The organism is Mycobacteriales bacterium, assembly GCA_030697205.1.
GTDB lineage: Bacteria > Actinomycetota > Actinomycetes > Mycobacteriales > SCTD01 > JAUYQP01.
This window is the reverse complement of the sequence record JAUYQP010000059.1, coordinates 14,190-32,974: the sequence shown is the minus strand read 5'-3', so window position 1 is coordinate 32,974 and position 18,785 is coordinate 14,190. Positions and strand designations below refer to the sequence as shown.

21 protein-coding genes are annotated in these 18,785 nt (G+C 73.8%); 16 read left to right on the top strand and 5 right to left on the bottom strand.

Translation table 11 applies throughout. From position 1 onward, the window contains the following. Positions 1–42 precede the first annotated feature (42 nt). The 8 genes from Q8R60_19550 (at position 43) to Q8R60_19515 (ending at position 5,350) form a co-directional block, all read left to right on the top strand. On the top strand, positions 43–297 hold the full coding sequence (locus Q8R60_19550) for an acyl carrier protein (protein ID MDP3714668.1): 255 nt from the start codon (positions 43–45) through the stop codon (positions 295–297). Next, positions 294–1,499, top strand: coding sequence for a beta-ketoacyl-ACP synthase II (locus Q8R60_19545; protein MDP3714667.1), 1,206 nt, complete (start codon positions 294–296; stop codon positions 1,497–1,499). Before Q8R60_19550 ends, Q8R60_19545 begins: the two co-directional genes overlap by 4 nt. Continuing rightward, a complete protein-coding gene (locus Q8R60_19540; protein ID MDP3714666.1) occupies positions 1,496–2,872 on the top strand; it encodes a carboxyl transferase domain-containing protein in 1,377 nt (458 codons plus the stop codon). Before Q8R60_19545 ends, Q8R60_19540 begins: the two co-directional genes overlap by 4 nt. Further along, entirely contained in the window at positions 2,869–3,573 is a 705-nt protein-coding gene (fabG, locus tag Q8R60_19535; protein MDP3714665.1) for a 3-oxoacyl-ACP reductase FabG, read from the top strand. Before Q8R60_19540 ends, fabG begins: the two co-directional genes overlap by 4 nt. Further along, complete coding sequence (locus tag Q8R60_19530) at positions 3,573–4,361, top strand: hypothetical protein (protein MDP3714664.1); 789 nt, start codon at positions 3,573–3,575, stop codon at positions 4,359–4,361. The genes fabG and Q8R60_19530 overlap by 1 nt, the downstream gene beginning before the upstream one ends. Before the next feature lie 10 nt (positions 4,362–4,371). Next, complete coding sequence (locus Q8R60_19525; GenBank protein ID MDP3714663.1) at positions 4,372–4,722, top strand: hypothetical protein; 351 nt, start codon at positions 4,372–4,374, stop codon at positions 4,720–4,722. Continuing rightward, the gene (locus Q8R60_19520; GenBank protein ID MDP3714662.1) at positions 4,719–5,018 is read left to right on the top strand and encodes a DUF3817 domain-containing protein; all 300 of its coding nucleotides are present in this window, start codon (positions 4,719–4,721) and stop codon (positions 5,016–5,018) included. Before Q8R60_19525 ends, Q8R60_19520 begins: the two co-directional genes overlap by 4 nt. A gap of 80 nt (positions 5,019–5,098) precedes the next feature. Next, positions 5,099–5,350 carry a hypothetical protein gene (locus Q8R60_19515; protein MDP3714661.1) on the top strand — a complete coding sequence of 84 codons (252 nt, stop codon included), beginning with the start codon at positions 5,099–5,101 and terminating at the stop codon, positions 5,348–5,350. Between the two features lie 33 nt (positions 5,351–5,383). Here Q8R60_19515 and Q8R60_19510 read toward each other — a convergent pair whose 3' ends face one another. Beyond that, positions 5,384–6,082 carry a PaaI family thioesterase gene (locus tag Q8R60_19510; GenBank protein MDP3714660.1) on the bottom strand — a complete coding sequence of 233 codons (699 nt, stop codon included), beginning with the start codon at positions 6,080–6,082 and terminating at the stop codon, positions 5,384–5,386. Positions 6,083–6,124: 42 nt separating this feature from the next. Here Q8R60_19510 and Q8R60_19505 point away from each other — a divergent pair, with 42 nt between their 5' ends. Next, positions 6,125–6,664 (top strand): nuclear transport factor 2 family protein, encoded by a 540-nt coding sequence (locus tag Q8R60_19505; GenBank protein ID MDP3714659.1) that lies wholly within the window; start codon positions 6,125–6,127, stop codon positions 6,662–6,664. Here Q8R60_19505 and Q8R60_19500 read toward each other — a convergent pair. Continuing rightward, positions 6,634–7,728 carry a branched-chain amino acid aminotransferase gene (locus Q8R60_19500; GenBank protein ID MDP3714658.1) on the bottom strand — a complete coding sequence of 365 codons (1,095 nt, stop codon included), beginning with the start codon at positions 7,726–7,728 and terminating at the stop codon, positions 6,634–6,636. The two genes, Q8R60_19505 and Q8R60_19500, sit on opposite strands and share 31 nt — an antisense overlap. Before the next feature lie 32 nt (positions 7,729–7,760). Then, positions 7,761–9,752 (bottom strand): phenylacetic acid degradation bifunctional protein PaaZ, encoded by a 1,992-nt coding sequence (paaZ, locus tag Q8R60_19495; protein ID MDP3714657.1) that lies wholly within the window; start codon positions 9,750–9,752, stop codon positions 7,761–7,763. A 130-nt stretch (positions 9,753–9,882) separates the two neighbouring features. On the opposite strand from paaZ, the gene Q8R60_19490 reads away from it, so the two are divergent. The 4 genes from Q8R60_19490 to hutU are packed head-to-tail and all read left to right on the top strand — an operon-like array spanning position 9,883 to position 14,765. After that, positions 9,883–10,965, top strand: a complete 1,083-nt coding sequence (locus tag Q8R60_19490) for an S-(hydroxymethyl)mycothiol dehydrogenase (GenBank protein MDP3714656.1) — start codon at positions 9,883–9,885, stop codon at positions 10,963–10,965. Next, a complete protein-coding gene (locus Q8R60_19485; protein MDP3714655.1) occupies positions 10,962–11,591 on the top strand; it encodes an MBL fold metallo-hydrolase in 630 nt (209 codons plus the stop codon). The genes Q8R60_19490 and Q8R60_19485 overlap by 4 nt, the downstream gene beginning before the upstream one ends. A 28-nt stretch (positions 11,592–11,619) precedes the next feature. Next, positions 11,620–13,155, top strand: a complete 1,536-nt coding sequence (gene hutH, locus Q8R60_19480) for a histidine ammonia-lyase (GenBank protein ID MDP3714654.1) — start codon at positions 11,620–11,622, stop codon at positions 13,153–13,155. Next, complete coding sequence (hutU, locus tag Q8R60_19475; protein ID MDP3714653.1) at positions 13,155–14,765, top strand: urocanate hydratase; 1,611 nt, start codon at positions 13,155–13,157, stop codon at positions 14,763–14,765. The genes hutH and hutU overlap by 1 nt, the downstream gene beginning before the upstream one ends. A 3-nt stretch (positions 14,766–14,768) precedes the next feature. Here hutU and Q8R60_19470 read toward each other — a convergent pair whose 3' ends face one another. Beyond that, a complete protein-coding gene (locus tag Q8R60_19470) occupies positions 14,769–15,098 on the bottom strand; it encodes a TraR/DksA family transcriptional regulator (GenBank protein MDP3714652.1) in 330 nt (109 codons plus the stop codon). Positions 15,099–15,209: 111 nt separating this feature from the next. Between Q8R60_19470 and hutI the strand changes: the two genes are divergently transcribed. Genes hutI through Q8R60_19455 form a run of 3 tightly spaced genes read left to right on the top strand, consistent with a single transcriptional unit; the run spans position 15,210 to position 17,494 of the window. Beyond that, the gene (gene hutI / locus Q8R60_19465; protein MDP3714651.1) at positions 15,210–16,394 is read left to right on the top strand and encodes an imidazolonepropionase; all 1,185 of its coding nucleotides are present in this window, start codon (positions 15,210–15,212) and stop codon (positions 16,392–16,394) included. Further along, complete coding sequence (locus tag Q8R60_19460; GenBank protein ID MDP3714650.1) at positions 16,391–17,272, top strand: arginase family protein; 882 nt, start codon at positions 16,391–16,393, stop codon at positions 17,270–17,272. The genes hutI and Q8R60_19460 overlap by 4 nt, the downstream gene beginning before the upstream one ends. 48 nt (positions 17,273–17,320) lie before the next feature. Further along, entirely contained in the window at positions 17,321–17,494 is a 174-nt protein-coding gene (locus Q8R60_19455; protein ID MDP3714649.1) for a hypothetical protein, read from the top strand. A 24-nt stretch (positions 17,495–17,518) separates the two neighbouring features. Here the strand turns inward: Q8R60_19455 and Q8R60_19450 are convergent, their stop codons facing one another. Beyond that, a complete protein-coding gene (locus Q8R60_19450) occupies positions 17,519–18,658 on the bottom strand; it encodes an acetyl-CoA C-acyltransferase (protein ID MDP3714648.1) in 1,140 nt (379 codons plus the stop codon). Positions 18,659–18,785 lie beyond the last annotated feature (127 nt).

Here is an 18,785-nt window from a genome sequence, read left to right as displayed (position 1 = left end):
CGCCCCACCCGTCGTACAACCCCTGAGAAACCTGGAGATCCCATGTCCTACCCCCACCCTGACCTGCTCGCCGGCCTCGCCGAGATCCTGCAGGAGATCGCCGGCACCGCGCCGAGCGCAGTCGTCCCCCAGGCGACCTTCCTCGACGACCTCGAGGTCGACAGCCTGTCGATGGTCGAGGTCGTCGTGGCCTGCGAGGAGCGCTTCGGCGTCCGCATCCCCGACGACGCGCTCGAGGGCCTCAAGACCGTCCAGGACGCCCTCGACTTCATCGCGAAGACGGGCGTCAACGCGTGAGGGCAGCCGTCACCGGCCTCGGTGCGCTGACCCCGCTCGGCCCCGACGTCGAGGCGCTGCGCCTCGGACTGCTCGCGGGCCGCTCCGGGGTCCGGCTGCTCGACGACCCGGCCTTCGCCGACCTCCCGGCGCGGCTCGCCGCGACCGTCGACGTCGAGGGCCGGCTCGAGCGGCTGGAGGCGCGCACCCTCGACCGGGTGCAGCAGCTGGCGCTGGTGGCGGCTCGTGAGGCCTGGGCCGACGCGGGTGCCCCCGAGGTCGCGCCCGAGCGGATCGCCGTCGTGGTCGGCTCCGGCATCGGCGGCGCGCTCACGATCCTCACGCAGTACGACGTCCTGCGCGAGCACGGTCCCCGTCGGGTGAGCCCGCACCTGGTGCCGATGCTCATGCCCAACGGCCCGGCCGCGACGGTCGGCCTCGAGCTCGGTGCCCGCGCCGGCGTCCACGCGACGGTGAGCGCCTGCGCGTCCGGCGCCGAGGCGCTCGCCCTCGCGCTGCGGCTGATGCGCGACGGTCTTGCCGACGTCGTCGTCGCCGGTGGCGCCGAGTCCTGCGTGCACCCGCTGCCGATGGCCGGCTTCGCGCAGATGCGTGCGCTGTCGACCCGCCACGACGAGCCCGAGGCAGCGTCGCGCCCTTACGACAAGGGCCGCGACGGCTTCGTGCTCGGTGAGGGCGCGGGCATCATGGTGCTGGAGCGGGAGGACTTCGCTGCGGCCCGCGGGGCGCGGGTGCACTGCTACCTCGCCGGCGCCGGCACCACGTCTGACGCCCACCACGTCACCGCACCTGACCCCTCCGGGCACGGTGCCGCCCGATCGATCACGCTCGCCCTGGCTGACGCCGGCATCTCCGCGGCCGACGTCGGGCACCTCAACGCGCACGCGACGAGCACTCCGCTCGGCGACGTGGCGGAGGCCCGCGCGGTGCGGCTCGCCCTCGGGTCGCACACGCCCGCGGTCACCGCGACGAAGTCCTGCACCGGTCACCTGCTGGGTGCGGCCGGTGCGGTCGAGGCCATCGCCGCCGCGGTCGCGCTGCGCGACCAGGTCGTGCCGCCGGTGCGCAACCTCGACGACCCCGACGACGAGGTCGACCTCGACGTCGTGCGCTTCACCCCGCGCGCCCTCGTCCACGACGCCGCCCTGTCGACGTCGTTCGGCTTCGGCGGCCACGACGTCTCCCTGGTGCTGACCCGATGACGGTCGCACCGGTCCGCCCGGCCTCCCTGGCCCACGAGCGGCTCGCACTCGTAGTCGACGACGCCGTGCTCGTCGAGGAGGTCTGCGGGGTCGTCGTCGTCGAGGGACTGGTCGACGGCACGCCGGCGCTCGCCTTCGCGACCGACCCGACCGTGCAGGGTGGCGCGCTCGGCATGGAGGGCTGCGCCGCGATCGCGCGGGTCACCCACGAGGCGGTCCGCCGCGGCTGCCCGATCATCGGTGTCTGGCACTCCGGGGGCGCCCGGCTGCGCGAGGGCGTCGCCGGCCTCGACGCGGTCGCCCGCGTCTTCGCCGCGCAGACGACCGCGAGCGGCAAGGTCCCGCAGGTCTCCGTCGTCCTCGGCCCCGCCGCTGGCGGCGCCGCCTACGGTCCCGCCCTCACCGACCTCGTCATCCTCGGCCCGCAGGGCCGCATCTTCGTGACCGGCCCCGACGTCGTGCGTCGCGTCACCGGCGAGGACTGCGACATGGTCCGGCTCGGCGGGCCCGAGGTCCACGGTCGCCGCAGCGGTGTCGTGCACCTCGTCTGCGACAGCGACTCCGACGCGCTCCAGCGCGCCCGCGACCTCGTCGTGCTGCTCGCGGCGCAGGGCACGGTCGGGGCTCTCGCGCTGCGTCCGGACCCCTCGGAGGTCATGCCCGAGGAGAGCAGGAGGGCCTACGACGTACGTCCGCTCGTCGACCGGTTGCTCGACGCACCGGGTCTGGAGCTGCAGGCCGGCTGGGCGCCCAACGTCGCGACCGTGCTCGGTCGCCTCGGCGGTCGCACGGTCGGGGTCGTCGCCAACAACCCGCTGCGCCTCGGCGGCTGCCTGGACTCGAGCTCGGGGGAGAAGGCCGCGCGGTTCGTCAACCTCTGCGACGCCCTCGGCGTACCCCTGCTCTTCGTCGTCGACGTGCCGGGCTACCTCCCCGGGCTCGCCCAGGAGTGGGACGGCGTCGTGCGCCGCGGGGCCAAGCTGCTGCACGCCTACGCCGCCTGCTCCGTGCCGCGCCTCACCGTCGTCACCCACAAGTCCTTCGGAGGTGCCTTCATCGCGATGGGCAGCAAGGGGCTCGGGGCCGACGCGGTCTTCGCGTGGCCGAAGGCGCAGGTCGACGTGATGGGGGCCTCGGCCGCCGTCGAGGTCCTGCACCGCCGGGCGCTCGCCGAGCTCGAGGGCATCGAGCGCGAGGCCGAGGTGCTCCGCCTCGCCGAGCAGCACCTGGTCGAGACCGGTGGGCTGCAGCGGGCCGTCGCATGCGGTGCCGTCGACCGGGTCATCGAACCGGCGACGACCCGACAGGTGCTGGCCGACGCGCTGGCGCTGCTGACCGACCGCCGCGGCGACCGCAAGAACACGCCGCTGTGAGCCGCTCCGTCCTCGTCACCGGTGGCAACCGTGGCATCGGGCTGGCGACCGCACTCGCGCTGCGCGACGCGGGCCACCGGGTCGCGGTGACGCACCGGGGGAGCGGGGCGCCCGACGGTCTGCTCGCGGTGAAGTGCGACGTCACCGACGTGACCTCGGTCGACACCGCCTTCGAGGAGGTCGAGGCCGCGCACGGGCCGGTCGAGGTGCTCGTCTCCAACGCCGGGATCACCGACGACGGCCTGCTGCTGCGGATGTCCGAGGAGTCCTTCGCGGCTGTCCTCGACGCCAACCTCACCGGGGCCTTCCGGGTCGCCAGGCGGGCCTCGCGGTCGATGCTGCGCGCGCGCTGGGGCCGGCTGCTCTTCGTCTCCTCCGTCGTCGGGCTGTCAGGCGGTGCGGGGCAGGCCAACTACGCCGCCTCCAAGGCCGGCCTGGTCGGCTTGTCGCGGTCGCTCGCGCGCGAGCTCGGCAGCCGCGGCATCACCTCCAACGTCGTGGCCCCCGGCTTCGTCGACACCGACATGACGGCGGGCCTCTCGGAGGACCGCCGCGCGGCCATCACCGCGTCGGTGCCACTCGGCCGGACGGCGACGCCTGAGGAGGTCGCGTGGGTGCTGGCCTTCCTCGCGAGCGATGCCGCCTCCTACGTCACGGGCGCGGTCGTGCCCGTCGACGGCGGTCTCGGCATGGGCCACTGATGGCCGAGGGCCGGGTCGGCGGCGTCGAGTGGTCGGCCAGCGGTGACGGCCTGCCGGTCACCGTCTTCGCGCACGGCCTCGCGGGGTCGCAGGCGGAGGTCCGACCGCTCGCGTCGCGCACGCCCGGCACCCGGGTGCTGCTGTCGTTCCGTGGGCACGGCGGCAGCGACCCGCTCGTCGACGGGTGGGACTTCGACCTGCTCGCCGACGACCTGCTCGCGGTCGCCGACGCGACCGGCGCGACGCGCGCGGTCGGGCTCTCGCTCGGTGCTGGAGCGCTGCTGCGCGCCCTCGTGCGCGACCCGTTGCGCTTCGACCGGGTCGCCTTCGTCATGCCCGCCTCGCTCGACGAGGTCCGCGACGACCGCGCCACCGACTGGCTGCTGCGGCTCGCGGCTGCGATGGACGCCGACGACCAGGCCGCCGTGACGGACCTGCTGCTGGCCGAGGTGCCCGATGCGGTCCGGCACCGCACCGGTGCGCGCTTGCTGGTGCAGCGGCGCGCCCGCCAGCTCGCGGGGAGCCCGCCGCCGCGCCCGCGCGGTCAGGTGCGCCCGCTCGACGACCTGTCGCAGCTGCGCCGGCTGACCGCTCCCGCCCTTGTCGTGGCCCAGGTCGACGACGACCTCCACCCCGTCTCGGTGGCCCGCCGGCTGGCCGCAGCGCTGCCCGACGCTCGGCTCGTCGAGCTGCCGCAGGGCGCGGTCTTCTGGACCTCCGCGCGCGAGACCGCTGACCTGCTCGCGGCCCACCTGTCCGAGCAGGCCGAGGTGCTCGTCGCCGGGTAGCGTGATCGACGTGCGGACCCTGTTCACCTCGCCGAAGTGGCTGCTGCTGCACGCCGTCGTAGTGGCGATCGCGGTCGCGATGCTCATGCTCGGCAGCTGGCAGTGGGGGCGCGCCGGCGACAGCGGCCGGGTGCAGAACTACGCCTACGCCGCGCAGTGGCTGCTGTTCGCGGGCTTCACCGTCGTCGCCTACGCCAAGCTCGCCCGCGACGAGATCCGCCCCGAGCAGGACGACGAGCCCGCACCGGTCGCCGACCTGCCGGTCCGCGCCCAGCCCGCGGCCCCGCTCGCCGCTGACGACGACCCCGAGCTGGCGGCGTACAACGCCTATCTGCGGTCACTCGCGGAGAAGGGCTCGTGAGCCTGCTCACGGCCTTCCGGGTGCTCGCGCTCACGGTCGGCGTCATGCTGCTGCTGCTCGTCGCCGCGATGGTCGTGAAGTACGGCTTCGACGAGCCCGCGCTCGTCGAGGTCGTCAGCCCGATCCACGGCTTCGTCTACTTCGTCTACCTCGTGGTCGCGCTCGTGCTCGGGCGTCGCGAGCACTGGCGACCGGTGCGCATCCTCGGCGTGCTGCTGGCCGGCACCGTCCCGCTGCTGTCCTTCGTCGTCGAGCGCCGCGTCCACCGCGAGCTCGCCCCGGCGGCGCGCGCCTGAGGGCTAGTCACTCCTCGCCATTCCGGCTGTCCCTGCCCGCGAGCACAGTGGGCTCGCCAACCAACGCGAGGAGGTCCACGGTGAGCGTTCGACGCAGCACGTGCGGCGTGTGGGTGATCGTCTCGGCTCTCGGACTCGTGATGACCGCGGGTTCCGGCACCGCTGTCGCGGCAGGCGGCAACGGCGTTTCCGGGTGCAGTGTCGCCGGCAACCCGGCCACCGATCCCAACCCCGGCTCGATGGTGCGTGAGCACCAGCCTTTCGGCGGCAACGGCAACGACGGTTCCAACCCCGGGTTCAACTTCGCCGGCTTCAGCGGGTGCAAGCCGTAGGAGCAGACCCGACTGGGCCGTCGCACCCGGCGGTCAGGGGGCGGTGTTGCGGACCAGCGACTCGGCCAGCGCGGCCATCGTGTCGCCGCCGCGCGGGGCGATGAACAGCCCCTCGGCCTCGGTGAGAAGGACGCCGTCGAGGTGGCAGGTCGCGGTGATCCAGCGCTTGCGACCCTCGACCCGGTCGAACGCCGCCCGCAGGTCGAGGTCTCGGTGCAGCGGGGTCGGCCTGCGGTAGGTGATCGTGAGTCGGCCGGTGAACCCCGCACTGCCCTGCGACCGACCCAGCAGCTCGTCGAACATCGCCGCGACCATCCCGCCGTGCACGTGCCCGGGCGGCCCTTCGTACGCGGCGCCGAAGCGCACCGTCCCGCGCGTCACCGGGTGGCCGTCGAGCTCGCCCTCGGTCCAGAGCTCGACCGGCGGCGCGAGCGGGTTGGCGGACCCTGACAGCGGGCTGTGGCGCAGGTGGTCGGTGGGTCGCAGGCCCGCCTCGCTGACGACACCGTCGGCGCCGCGCGGGCGCAGCTCGTCGAGCAGGTCGCCGAAGGCCTTCGCCGAGTCGGCGGCGCGGCGCAGGTCGGCGGCCTCGGGGCGCACCAGGACCAGCCGGTCGATGATGCGTCGCAGCTCGTCGGCGAGCCGGCGCTCCTCGAGGGCGGTCTCGGCGTCGGGCGGCTCGGGAGCGGTCCAGGCGGTGTCTGGTCGGTCCTCGGCAGGGCTGTCGCTCACGCCTGCGCACACTAGGGGAGCCGGTGTGATGAGGTGCACGGCGTGGCGGATCGCGCAGAGGTGCAGGCAGCGTTCGAGGTGTTCTGGACGGTGGGGTGCATCGAGGAGGACTGGTCGGCCTGGGTCGATCGGCTTACCCCCGACGTCGACTACGTCGAGCACCACTTCGGTGACTTCCGCGGCCGCGACGAGGTGCGCGCCTGGATCACCGAGCTCATGGTCGCGCGCGCCGACGTCCACGCTCTGCTCGAGTGGTATGTCATCGACGGCGACCGGCTCGTGCTGTCGATGCAGAACCGCTACTACAACCCCGACCCGGCCGGGCCGCCCTTCGACTTCCCCGGCATGACGGCGCTCACCTACAGCGGTGACGGGCTGTTCGCCCGCCAGGAGGACTACTGGTGCGCGAAGGGCGCGGCAGCGTCGTACCTCGCCTTCGTCGAGGCCGTCGAGGCGTACGGCGGGAAGGGCCTGGGAGGCGGGCGCCTCGAGCGGCTCGAGGCCGAGCGGCGCCAGGCCAACCTCGACGTGCTCGCGGCAGGCAGGGTGCGCTACAGCGCGACGGGCACGCGCCAGCCGTAGGGGTCCTCGGCGCGGCCGTACTGGATGTCCAGCAGCCGCTGGCGCAGCGAGGCCGTCACGCCCTCGAGGCCCTCGGCCTTGGTGGCCACGGAGCCGCCGGTCCAGTGCAGCTCGCCGACCGGCGTCACGACGGCCGCGGTGCCGCAGGCGAAGACCTCGGTGATCTCGCCGGAGGTGACCCCCTCGCGCCACTCGTCGACGGCGACGCGGCGCTCCTCGACCTCGTGGCCGGCGTCGCGGGCGAGGGTGATGATCGAGTTGCGGGTGACGCCGCGCAGGATGGTGCCGGACAGCGCCGGGGTGGCGATGCGGCCGTCGGCGTAGACGAAGAACAGGTTCATGCCGCCGAGCTCCTCGACCCAGCGGCGCTCGACCGCGTCGAGGAAGACGACCTGGTCGCAGCCGCGGGCGATGGCGGCCTGCTGGGCGACGAGCGACGCGGCGTAGTTGCCCGCGCACTTGGCCTCGCCGGTGCCGCCGGGGGCCGCGCGCGAGGAGTCCTCGGCGAGCCAGAGCTTGAGGGGGCGGATGCCGCCGGCGAAGTAGTTGCCGCTCGGCAGCGCCAGGACGGAGAACAGCGCGTCCGCCGACGGGCGCACGCCGAGGCCGACCTCGGTGCCCATCATGAAGGGGCGCAGGTAGAGCGACGCGCCGTCGGCGGTGGGGATCCACTCGTGGTCGGTGCGGACCAGCAGCTCGACGGCGGCGAGGAAGTCGTCCTCCTCGATGGTGGGCAGGGCCAGGCGCTGCGCGGAGAGGTTGAAGCGGGCGGCGTTCTCGCGCGGGCGGAACAGCGTGACCGTGCCGTCCTCGAGCTTGTAGGCCTTCATGCCCTCGAAGATCGACTGGCCGTAGTGCATGAAGTTCGTCGACGGGTCCAGCACAAACGGGCCGTAGGGGTGCAGGCGCCCGTCGTACCAGCCCTTGTCGGCCGACCAGTGGGCCGTGACCATGTGGTCGGTGTGCAGCCGGCCGAAGCCCGGGTCGACGAGCAGCGCGCGTCGCTCGTCGTCAGGGGTCGGGGTCGTGGTGAGCTCGACCTCGAAGTCGATCTGGCGCGGCATGCGGACCTCCTGGTGTGAAGTCCCCAGCGTAGCTACCGAGCGACCATCGTCAGCAGCTCGTAGTGGGCCACGACCGCGCCCTCGGCATTGGTGACCTCGGCGTCCCATCGGACCTCGCCGTAGTCGGCGCCGTCGCGCGGGTTCTTCTCCTTGCAGGTCAGCACGACCGAGATGACGTCGCCGGGCTTGACGGGGGTGACGAAGCGCAGCGAGTCGAGGCCGTAGTTGGCGAGCACCGGGCCGGGCGCGGGGTCGACGAACAGCCCCGCCGCGAGCGACAGCACGAGGTAGCCGTGCGCGACGATGCCGCCGAACAGCGGGTTGGCAGCGGCGGCGACCGGGTCGGTGTGGGCGTAGAAGCTGTCGCCGGTGAGCTCGACGAAGCGGTCGATCTCCTCCTGCGTGACCTCGTGGGCGGCGGTCCGGACGGAGTCGCCGACGGCCAGCTCGCCCAGGGTCTTGCGGAAGGGGTGCACGCCGTCCTCGACCCGTGGGGCGCCGGGCACCCAGCGGCCGGTGACGGCCGCGATCGTGGCGGGCGAGCCCTGCACGGCGGTGCGCTGCAGGTGGTGCAGGACGCCGCGGATGCCGCCGAGCTCCTCGCCGCCGCCGGCCCGGCCGGGACCACCGTGGACCAGCGCCGGCATCGGCGAGCCGTGCCCGGTCGACTCCTTCGCGCAGCTGCTGTCGAGCACGTGCACACGGCCGTGGTAGGCCGCCGCGCCGAGGACGACCTCGCGGGCGAAGGCCGGGTCGGCCGTGACGACGGTCGCGACCAGCGAGCCGCGCCCGCGGGCGAGCAGCTCGGGCACGTCGTCGGACGCGGAGTAGGGCAGCACGCTGCAGACCGGCCCGAAGGCCTCGACCTCGTGCACGGGCCCGGAGTGGACGTCGGCGAGCAGCAGCAGCGGCTCGAGGAAGGCGCCCCGGCCCAGTTCGAAGCCAGGGTCACCGACGACCACGTCGCCCCCGAGCGCGGCCACCGACCGTCGTACGGCGTCGCGTTGCTGGAGTGACACGAGAGCGCCCATCGTGGTCGCCTCGTCGCGGGGGTCACCCACGACGACCTTCCCAAGCCGGTCGCGCAGGCCGGCGACGACGTCGTCGACGCGCGCCGCAGGGACGAAGGCGCGGCGGATCGCGGTGCACTTCTGCCCCGCCTTCCCCGTCATCTCGCGGAAGACCTCGCGGGTGAAGAGCTCGAGCTCCTTCTGCCCGGCGTCGGGCCCGAGCACGCAGGCGTTGAGCGAGTCGGCCTCGGCGTTGAAGCGCACGTTGCGCGACACGACGGCGGGGTGCGCGCGCAGGACGGCGGCGGTCGCGGCGGAGCCGGTGAAGGACAGCAGGTCCTGCTCGGTGAGGTGGTCGAGCAGGTCGCCGGGAGGGCCGCTGACCAGCTGCAGCGAGCCCTCGGGCAGCAGGCCGCTCTCGACCGCGACGCGGACCAGGCGCTCGGTGACGTAGGCGGTCTGCGGCGCCGGCTTCACGACGGTGGGGACCCCGGCGACGAAGGCGGGCGCGAGCTTCTCCAGCACGCCCCAGACCGGGAAGTTGAAGGCGTTGACTTGCACGGCGACACCCCGCAGCGGCGTCATGATGTGCTGGGCGACGAAGGTGCCGCCGCGCGACAGCGACTCGACGGGGCCGTCGACGTAGACGGTGCTGTTGGGCAGCTCGCGTCGGGCCTTGGAGGAGTAGGCGAACAGCGTGCCGATGCCGCCGCCGACGTCGACGTCGCTGTCGCGCTTCGTGGCCCCGGTCATGGCGGACAGCGCGTAGAGCTCCTCGCTGTGGGACTGGAGGTGGGTGGCGAGCTGCTTGAGGACCCCGGCCCGCTCGTGGAAGGTCATGGCCCTCAGCGCCGGTCCGCCGACCCGCCGGCCGTGCTCGAGGACCGCCCCGAGATCGAGCCCGGTATCGCGGCCGAACCGCGCGACCTCGTCGCCGGTCGAGGCGTCGAGCAGCGGCTCGCCCTCGTCCTTCGGCGCGTGCCACCGTCCCTGCGCGTAGCTCTCCAGCAGCACGTCCCGCTCCTTGCCCTCTGCCCGGTCTGGGTCGAGCCGGACCCTACTGCCGGGTGGTGTGGTCGGGCGGTGCGCCGGGTGGTTGGGTGGGCGGCAGCACGGACCCAGGACCCGGTCGAGAGGAGCAGCAGTGGTGCACGAGGTGCGCGGTGTCGTCGCAAAGGGCAAGGGCCTGCCGGTGGCCGTCGAGACGATCCTCGTCCCGGACCCCGGGCCCGGCGAGGCACTGGTCCAGGTGCAGGCCTGCGGGGTCTGCCACACCGACCTGCACTACCGCGAGGGCGGCATCAACGACGACTTCCCCTTCCTGCTCGGTCACGAGGCCGCGGGTGTCGTCGAGGCGGTCGGTGACGGCGTCACCGACCTGGCGCCGGGCGACTTCGTCGTCCTCAACTGGCGCGCGGTGTGCGGCTCCTGCCGAGCCTGCGAGCGCGGCCGCCCGTGGTACTGCTTCGCCACGCACAACGCGACCCAGAAGATGACTCTCGCCGACGGCACGGTGCTCTCGCCCGCGCTCGGCATCGGGGCCTTCGCGGAGAAGACGCTCGTCGCCGCCGGCCAGTGCACCAAGGTCGCGACGGTCGACCCGGCCGCGGCCGGCCTCATCGGCTGCGGCGTCATGGCCGGCTGGGGCGCGGCGGTCAACACCGCGCCGGTCCAGAAGGGCGACACCGTCGCGGTCCTCGGCTGCGGCGGCGTCGGCGACGCGGCGATCTGCGGGGCGCTCTACGCCGGGGCCCGCCAGGTCATCGCGGTCGACCTCGACGACCGCAAGCTCGAGTGGGCGCGCGGCTTCGGCGCCACCCACACCGTCAACGCCGGCTCCGTCGACGTCGTGGCGGAGCTCCGGGCGCTCACCGGCGGCTTCGGTCCCGACGTCGTCATCGACGCCGTCGGGCGGCCCGAGACCTTCCGCCAGGCCTTCGACGCGCGCGACCTCGCCGGCACCGCCGTCCTCGTCGGCGTGCCCAACCCGACGATGACCTTCGAGGTGCCGCTCATCGAGGTCTTCGGCCACGGCGGGACGCTGAAGTCGAGCTGGTACGGCGACTGCCTGCCCTCGCGCGACTTCCCGCTGCTGGTCGACCTGTGGCAGCAGGGCCGCTTCCCGCTCGACCGCTTCGTCTCCGAGCGGATCGGGCTCGACGGCGTCGAGGAGTCCTTCCATCGCATGGAGAAGGGCGAGGTCCTGCGCTCGGTGGTCGTGCTGTGACCGCCCGCGTCGAGCACCTCGTGACGTCCGGGACCTTCAGCCTTGACGGGCAGGTCTTCGACGTCGACAACAACGTCTGGATCCTCGGCGACGACTCCGAGGTCATCGTCGTCGACGCCCCCCACGACCCCGACGCGATCGAGGCCGCGGTCGGTGACCGCACGGTCGTCGCGATCGTCTGCACCCACGCCCACGACGACCACGTCCGCTTCGCCCCGGAGCTCTCGGAGCGGACCAGCGCGCCCGTGCTGCTTCACCCCGACGACCGGGTGCTGTGGGACCTCACCCACTCGCTGCACGAGCCCGACGGCGACCTGCGGGACGGCATGCGCCTCGAGGTCGCGGGCACCCGCGTCGAGGTGGTCCACACCCCGGGTCACGCCCCCGGCGCGGTCTGCCTGTCCGTGCCCGACCTCGGGCTGGTCTTCTCCGGGGACACCCTCTTCCAGGGCGGTCCCGGTGCGACCGGCCGGTCCTACAGCGACTTCCCGACGATCCTGCGCTCCATCAAGGACCGCCTCGGCGCGCTGCCGCCCGAGACCCGCGTGCTGACCGGCCACGGTGCAGAGACCACCATCGGCGCGGAGCTCCCGTCGTACGACGAGTGGGTCAAGCGCGGCCACTGACCTGCAGATCGGTGGCAGAGTGCCGGGCGTGGACGCTGTCGTGCTGCACCCGGACCGGGCCCTCACCGAGGACGAGCTCGTCGCGGTGGCCCGCCACGGGGCCCGGGTCGAGATCAGCCCGGAGTCGCTGACCCTGATCCGCGACGCCCGCGCGCACGTCGACGCGCTGGCCGCGAGCGACGTCCCGGTCTACGGCGTGAGTACCGGTTTCGGGGCGCTCGCGACCCGCCACATCCCGGTCGAGAAGCGCACCCAGCTGCAGCGCTCATTGGTCCGCTCGCACGCTGCGAGCACCGGCGCGGAGGTCGAGCGCGAGGTCGTGCGTGGCCTGGCGCTGCTGCGGCTGCGGACCCTCGCCACCGGGCGCACCGGTGTGCGAGCGGAGACGGCAGAGGCCTACGCCGGGCTGCTCAACGCGGGCATCACGCCGATCGTGCGGGAGTACGGCAGCCTCGGCTGCTCCGGTGACCTCGCGCCGCTCGCCCACGTCGCCCTCGCGGTGATGGGGGAGGGGTCCGTACGCGACCACGACGGCCGCCTGCTCCCAGCAGCCGACGCGCTCGCGGCAGCCGGCCTCGAGCCCGTCACGCTCGCCGAGAAGGAGGGCCTCGCCCTCATCAACGGCACCGACGGGATGCTCGCCGAGCTGATGCTCGCCTGCCACGACCTCGCCGACCTGGCACGCCTCGCCGACGTGGCCGCGGCGATGAGCGTCGAGGCGCTGCTCGGCACCGACAGCGCCTTCGCCGAGGACCTCGTGGCCCTGCGGCCGCACCCCGGGCAGCAGGCGTCCGCCGCCAACCTGCGCGCGCTGCTCCACGGCTCCGAGGTCGTCGCGAGCCACGCCGGCCCGGAGGACACCCGGGTGCAGGACGCCTACTCGCTGCGCTGCGCCCCGCAGGTCGCGGGCGCGGTCCGTGACACCCTCGAGCACTGCCGCACCGTCGCCGCCCGCGAGGCCGCGTCAGCCATCGACAACCCGGTGCTGCTGCCCGACGGGCGGCTGGCGTCCAACGGCAACTTCCACGGCGCCCCGGTCGCCTACGCGCTCGACTTCCTCGCCATCGCCGCCGCGGATCTCGCGAGCATCAGCGAGCGGCGCACCGACCGGCTGCTCGACAAGAGCCGCAACCACGGGCTGCCGCCGTTCCTCGCCGACGACCCCGGCGTCGACAGCGGGCTGATGATCGCGCAGTACGCCCAGGCCGGCATCGTCAGCGAGCTCAAGCGCCTGGCCGCTCCCGCCAGCGTCGACTCGATCCCGAGCAGCGCCATGCAGGAGGACCACGTCTCGATGGGCTGGGGCGCGGCCCGCAAGCTGCGCCGCACCGTCGACGGCCTGCGCCGGGTCCTCGCCATCGAGGTCATGACCGCCGCCCGCGGTCTCGACCTGCGCGCGCCGCTCACCCCGGCCCCCGCGACCGCTGCGGTCGTCGCCGCGCTGCGCCGCACCGTCGACGGACCCGGCCCCGACCGGGTGCTCTCCGACGAGATCGAGGCGGCCGTCGCCGCCGTACCCGCTCTGCTCGACGCCGCGTCGCAGGTGACTGGAGGGCTGCAGTGATGGAGTGCCAGGGCTGGTTGCAGGAGGCCGCGCTGCGGTGCCTGCGCAACAACCTCCACCCCGACGTCGCCGAGGACCCCGCCAACCTCGTCGTCTACGGCGGCAACGGCAAGGCCGCCCGCGACCACGCGTCGCTCGCCGCCATCGAAGCCACGCTGAAGCGGCTCAAGGACGACGAGACGCTGATGGTGCAGAGCGGCAAGCCGGTCGCGGTCTTCCGCACCTTCGAGCATGCCCCCCGGGTGCTGCTCGCCAACTCGCTGCTCGTCCCGTCGTGGTCGACTTGGGAGGACTTCTGGTCACTGGAGGCGATGGGCCTCACGATGTACGGCCAGATGACCGCTGGCTCCTGGATCTACATCGGCACGCAGGGCATCGTCCAGGGCACCTTCCAGACCTTCGCGGCGCTCGCCGAGCAGAGGTACGACGGGACCCTGCGCGGCAAGGTCGTGCTCACCGCGGGCCTCGGTGGCATGGGTGGCGCGCAGCCGCTGGCGGTCTCCCTCAACGGCGGCGTCTCGCTGTGCCTCGACGTCGACCCGGCGCGCGTCCGGCGACGGCTGGAGACCCGCTACCTCGACGAGGTCGCCGACTCGCTCACGGCCGGGGTCGCCCGGGCCCGCCAGGCCGCGGCGGCGGGAGAGGCGGTGTCGATCGGCGTCGTCGCCAACGCCGCCGAGGCGCTGCCCGCGCTGCTCGCCGCGGGCGAGCACTTCGACGTCGTCACCGACCAGACCAGCGCCCACGACCCCCTCAACGGCTACGTCCCGGCGAGGCTGTCGCTGGAGGAGGCCGCAGAGCTGCGGGCCTCGAAGCCGTCTGAGTACGTCGACCGCGCCCGCGCCTCGATGGTCGAGCACTGCCGCGCGATGGTCGGCTTCGCGAGGGCCGGCAGCGAGGTCTTCGACTACGGCAACAACCTGCGTGGGGAGGCGCTCGCGGCCGGGCTCACCGACGCGTTCGACTACCCGGGGTTCGTCCCGGCGTACATCCGGCCGTTGTTCTGCAGCGGCACCGGTCCCTTCCGGTTCGTGGCGCTGTCGGGCGACCCGGCGGACATCGCGGTCGCCGACGAGGCTCTGCTCAATGAGTTCCCCGACAACCCCTTCGTGCAGCGCTGGATCCCGATGGCGCAGGAGCGGGTCGCCTTCCAGGGACTGCCGGCGCGGATCTGCTGGCTCGGCTACGGCGAGCGGGCCGCTGCCGGCAAGGTGCTCAACGACCTGGTCGCGAGCGGTCGGATCAGCGCGCCGGTCGTCATCGGTCGCGACCACCTCGACAGCGGCTCGGTGGCGAGTCCCTACCGCGAGACCGAGGCGATGCTCGACGGGTCCGATGCGATCGCCGACTGGCCGGTGCTCAACGCCCTGCTCAACGTCGCGTCCGGCGCGGCCTGGGTCGCGGTCCACCACGGCGGCGGCGTCGGGATGGGCAAGTCGATCCACACGGGCGCGCAGGTCGTCGCCGACGGGACCGCCGACGGGGCGCGGCGCGTCGAGCGGGTGCTCACCAACGACCCCGGCACCGGGGTGGTCCGTCATGCCGACGCCGGCTACGAGATCGCCCGCGACGTCGCCCGCGAGCGCGGCATCGACATGCCCATGCTGTGAGGCTCACCTGAGACCAGCGCACCCGATGCAGTGGGTCGCGTGCGGCCGGGCGGCGAGCCGCTCGTCACCGATCGGCCCGCCGCAGCGCTCGCAGCGGCCGTAGTCACCGGCTGCGCGCCGGAGGGCGGCGCCTTCGAGCGCCGCGACGGTTGCGCACGCCTGGTCGAGCAACGCGGTCAGCTGCTCGCGCTCGAACGCGATCGTCGCGCCTTCCGGGTCGTGCTCGTCGTCGGCGTTGGACCCCTCGGAGGCGGCCACCACCTCGGCCCGCTGTGCCGTGAGCGCCACGACCTGCGCGCGGGCGTCGTCGAGCGCAGTGAGCAGCGGGTCCACGACGGCTCCCTACCCAGTCGATGACGCCCACAGGCCCGCCGCTCGAGCCCGCCGTCCCGACATGCTTCAGAAAAGCCGACCCAGTCCGGAGGTGGGGGGCAGACTGCCGGCGTGGGATCGCTGCTCGTCACCGGCATCGGGACGCTCATCACGTGGGACCCCGAGCAGCCCGTGCGCGAGTCCGCGGCGCTGGTCGTCGACCGCGGCCGGGTCGTCTGGGTCGGGTCCGCGGCGGTCACGCCGGTCGCCGACGAGGTGCTCGACGTCGGGGGTGGCACCGTCGTGCCGGGCTTCGTCGACAGCCACACCCACCTGGTCTTCGCGGGTGACCGCACCGAGGAGTTCGAGGCGCGCCTCGCCGGGCGCCCTTACGCCGCAGGCGGCATCCGCACCACCGTCGCCGCCACCCGGGCCGAGTCCACCCCACGGCTCCGCGTCCGCGCGACCCGGCTGTCCGCGGAGGCGCTGCGCACCGGCACGACGACGATCGAGGTGAAGAGCGGCTACGGCCTCACGGTCGCCGACGAGCTGCGCAGCCTCGAGGTCGCAGCGACCCTCACCCCCCACCGCACGTTCCTCGGCGCGCACGTGACCCCCGAGGGCACGACGACGCGGGACTACGTCGACCTCGTGCGCGGGCCGATGCTCGACGCGGTCGCCGGGGTCGCCACCGCCGTCGACGCCTTCTGCGAGGAGGGCGCCTTCGACGTCGACCAGTGCCGCGAGGTGCTCAGCGCCGGCGCCGCCCGGGGGCTCGCCGTGCACGTCCACGCCAACCAGCTCCGGCCCGGTCCGGGGGTCCAGCTGGCCGCCGAGCTCGGCGCGCTGTCAGCCGACCACTGCACCCACCTCACCGACGACGACGTCACCGCGCTGCGCGACGCGGGCGTCACCGCGGTGCTCGTGCCGGCCGCGGAGTTCTCGACCCGGTCCGCCTACGCCCCCGCCCGCCGCCTGCTCGACGCGGGCGTCACGGTCGCCCTCGCGACCGACTGCAACCCCGGCACGTCGTTCACCACCTCGATGCCCTTCGTCGTCGCGCTGGCCTGCCGCGAGCTGGGGATGACCCCCCTCGAGGCGCTGCGGGCGGCCACCCTCGGCGGCGCCGCTGCGCTGCGCAGCGACGCCGGCCACCTGCGGGTCGGCGCGCCCGCGGATCTCGTCGTGCTCGACGCGCCCTCCCCGACCTGGCTCGCCTACCGGCCCGGTGTCGACCTGGTCCGCGCGGTCCTGCGGGCGGGTGAGGTCGTGCGCGGTGACCTGCCCATCGGGCCCGACGACGAGGACGCCGCGTGACCGACGACCCGCTGTGGCCGCGCGCCTCCACCCTGCTCGGACCGCCTGCCGGGCAGCGGGTCGGCGTCGTCGGCGTGCCCCTGCACCGCAGCTCGATCTCGCCCTCGCGCGCCGACCTCACCCCGGTCGCGGTGCGGGCCGCGCTGCACCGCTTCCCCACCTGGCACGCGGGGCTCGACGTCGACCTGCCCGCGCTCGCCGACCACGGCGACCTCGACGTCGCGGACCTCACGGGGACGGCCGCGGTCGAGGCGGCCCGCGCGGGGGTCGCCGCCCTCCCGTCGTACGACCTGCTCGTCCTTCTCGGGGGCGACAACCTCGTCACCTGGCCGGCGCTGCAGGCGCTCGCCCCGGACCTGTCGCGCGCCGGGCTGCTCACCCTCGACGCCCACCACGACGTGCGCGGCTGGCATGCCGGCCCGACCAACGGCACCCCGGTGCGCGGGCTGCTCGAGGCCGGGCTGCCCGGCCGCCACGTCGTCCAGGTCGGCATCGGCGAGCTCACCAACAGCAGGGAGTACGCCGGCTTCTGCCGCGCCGAGGGCATCACCACGGTGGGCCTCGCCGACTGCCGCGGGCGGGTGGGCGAGGTCGTCACGCGCGAGCTCGACCGCCTGGCGTTGACCTGCGACGTCGTCTACGTCGACCTCGACGTCGACGTCGTCGACCGCGCCTTCGTGCCCGGCTGCCCCGGGGCGCGGCCGGGCGGGCTGCTGCCGCACGAGCTGCTCGAGGCGGCGGTGGCAGCGGGAAAGCACCGGTCGGTGCGCGCCGTCGACGTCACCGAGGTGGACGCGGCGGCCGACATGTCGGGCATCACGGTGCAGCTCGCCGCGATGTGCCTGCTGTCCGTCGCGGCAGGGTGGGCCAGCCGCTAGACCTGCAGCGACGTGAGGCGCACACTCGGGGGACGAGGAGGTCCCACGATGACGACCTACCACTGCCCGCTCTGCGGACTGCGCTTCAGCTGGACCAGCGAGCTCGACGAGCACGCCCGTGAGGAGCACGCCCCGCACGACCTGGTTGTCGTGCAGGAGCACATCACCGCCTACAAGGCGCCGAAGGTCCGGACCGACGCCGGGGTGCCGGCCCGCACCTGACGCGGTGCGGACCGGCCCCGGGAGCTAGAGCAGCTCGAGGATGGTGGCGTTGGCCTGGCCGCCGCCCTCGCACATCGTCTGCAAGCCGTAGCGGATGCCGTTGTCGCGCATGTGGTGGACCAGCGTGGTCATGATGCGCGCGCCCGAGCCACCCAGCGGGTGACCGAGGGCGATGGCGCCACCGAGTGCGTTGGTGAGCTTGTCGTCGGCGCCGATGTCCTTGAGCCACGCCATGGGCACCGACGCGAAGGCCTCGTTGACCTCGAAGGCGCCGATGTCCGACAGCGACAGGCCGGACTTCGCGAGCGCCTTCTGGGTCGCGGGGATCGGGGCGGTGAGCATCGGCATCGGGGCCGCGCCGGTGACGACGGCGGTGTGGATGCGCGCGATCGGGGTGAGGCCGTTGGCCGCCGCGAACTCGCTCGTCGTGATGAGCAGCGCCGCGGACCCGTCGGAGATCTGCGAGGAGTTCGCCGCCGTGATCTTGCCGTCCTCCTTGAAGGGCGTCTTGAGGGTGGCGAGCTTCTCAAGGGTGCCGCCGGGACGGATGCCCTCGTCCTTGCTGATCAGGCCGTTCTCGGTCTGGATGGGCACGATCTGCGCGTCGAAGGCGCCGGCCTCCTGCGCGGCGGCGGCCCGCTCGTGCGACTGCAGGCCGTACTCGTCGAGCTCGGTGCGGCTGAAGCCCCACGTGTCGGCGATCTGCTCCGCGCCGAGGCCCTGGTTGGGGAAGCCCTCGCCGTAGCGCTCGGCGTACATCGCGCCGAGGGGGGAGGCGGTGAACGACGAGCCCATCGGGGTGCGGCTCATCATCTCGACGCCACCCGCGACGGCGAGGTCGTACTGACCGCTGATGACGCCCGCGGCCGCGAAGTGCACGGCCTGCTGCGACGAGCCGCACTGGCGGTCGACGGTCGTGCCGGGGACGTGCTCGGGCCAGCCGGCGGACAGCACGGCGGTGCGCGCGACGTCGAAGGTCTGCTCACCGATCTGCATGACGACGCCCCAGATGACGTCGTCGACGAGACCCGGGTCGATGCCGGAGCGCTCGGCGATCGCCTGCAGGACGAGGGCGGAGATGTCGGCGGAGTGGACGCCGGACAGGCCCCCACCGCGCTTCCCGACGGGCGTGCGGACTGCTTCGACGATGACGGCGTCCCTCATCGGACGACCTCCTGATCTCGGACGGACCCAGTGAACGACGGTTCGCGTGGAACCCCATTGCGCCACACGCGTGCCGCGCCGTCACCGGTGGGGTGGCGTGACGCGCGCCACTCAGGCGTACGCCGAG

What these genes read in the sequence shown, in the direction of transcription:
- Q8R60_19550 (MDP3714668.1), top strand. Translation starts at nt 43, where the DNA reads ATGTCCTACCCCCACCCTGACCTGCTCGCCGGCCTCGCCGAGATCCTG.
- Q8R60_19540 (MDP3714666.1), top strand. Translation starts at nt 1,496, where the DNA reads ATGACGGTCGCACCGGTCCGCCCGGCCTCCCTGGCCCACGAGCGGCTC.
- Q8R60_19530 (MDP3714664.1), top strand. Translation starts at nt 3,573, where the DNA reads ATGGCCGAGGGCCGGGTCGGCGGCGTCGAGTGGTCGGCCAGCGGTGAC.
- Q8R60_19500 (MDP3714658.1), bottom strand. Translation starts at nt 7,728, where the DNA reads ATGCCGCGCCAGATCGACTTCGAGGTCGAGCTCACCACGACCCCGACC.
- hutU (MDP3714653.1), top strand. Translation starts at nt 13,155, where the DNA reads ATGGAGTGCCAGGGCTGGTTGCAGGAGGCCGCGCTGCGGTGCCTGCGC.
- Q8R60_19455 (MDP3714649.1), top strand. Translation starts at nt 17,321, where the DNA reads ATGACGACCTACCACTGCCCGCTCTGCGGACTGCGCTTCAGCTGGACC.
- Q8R60_19450 (MDP3714648.1), bottom strand. Translation starts at nt 18,658, where the DNA reads ATGAGGGACGCCGTCATCGTCGAAGCAGTCCGCACGCCCGTCGGGAAG.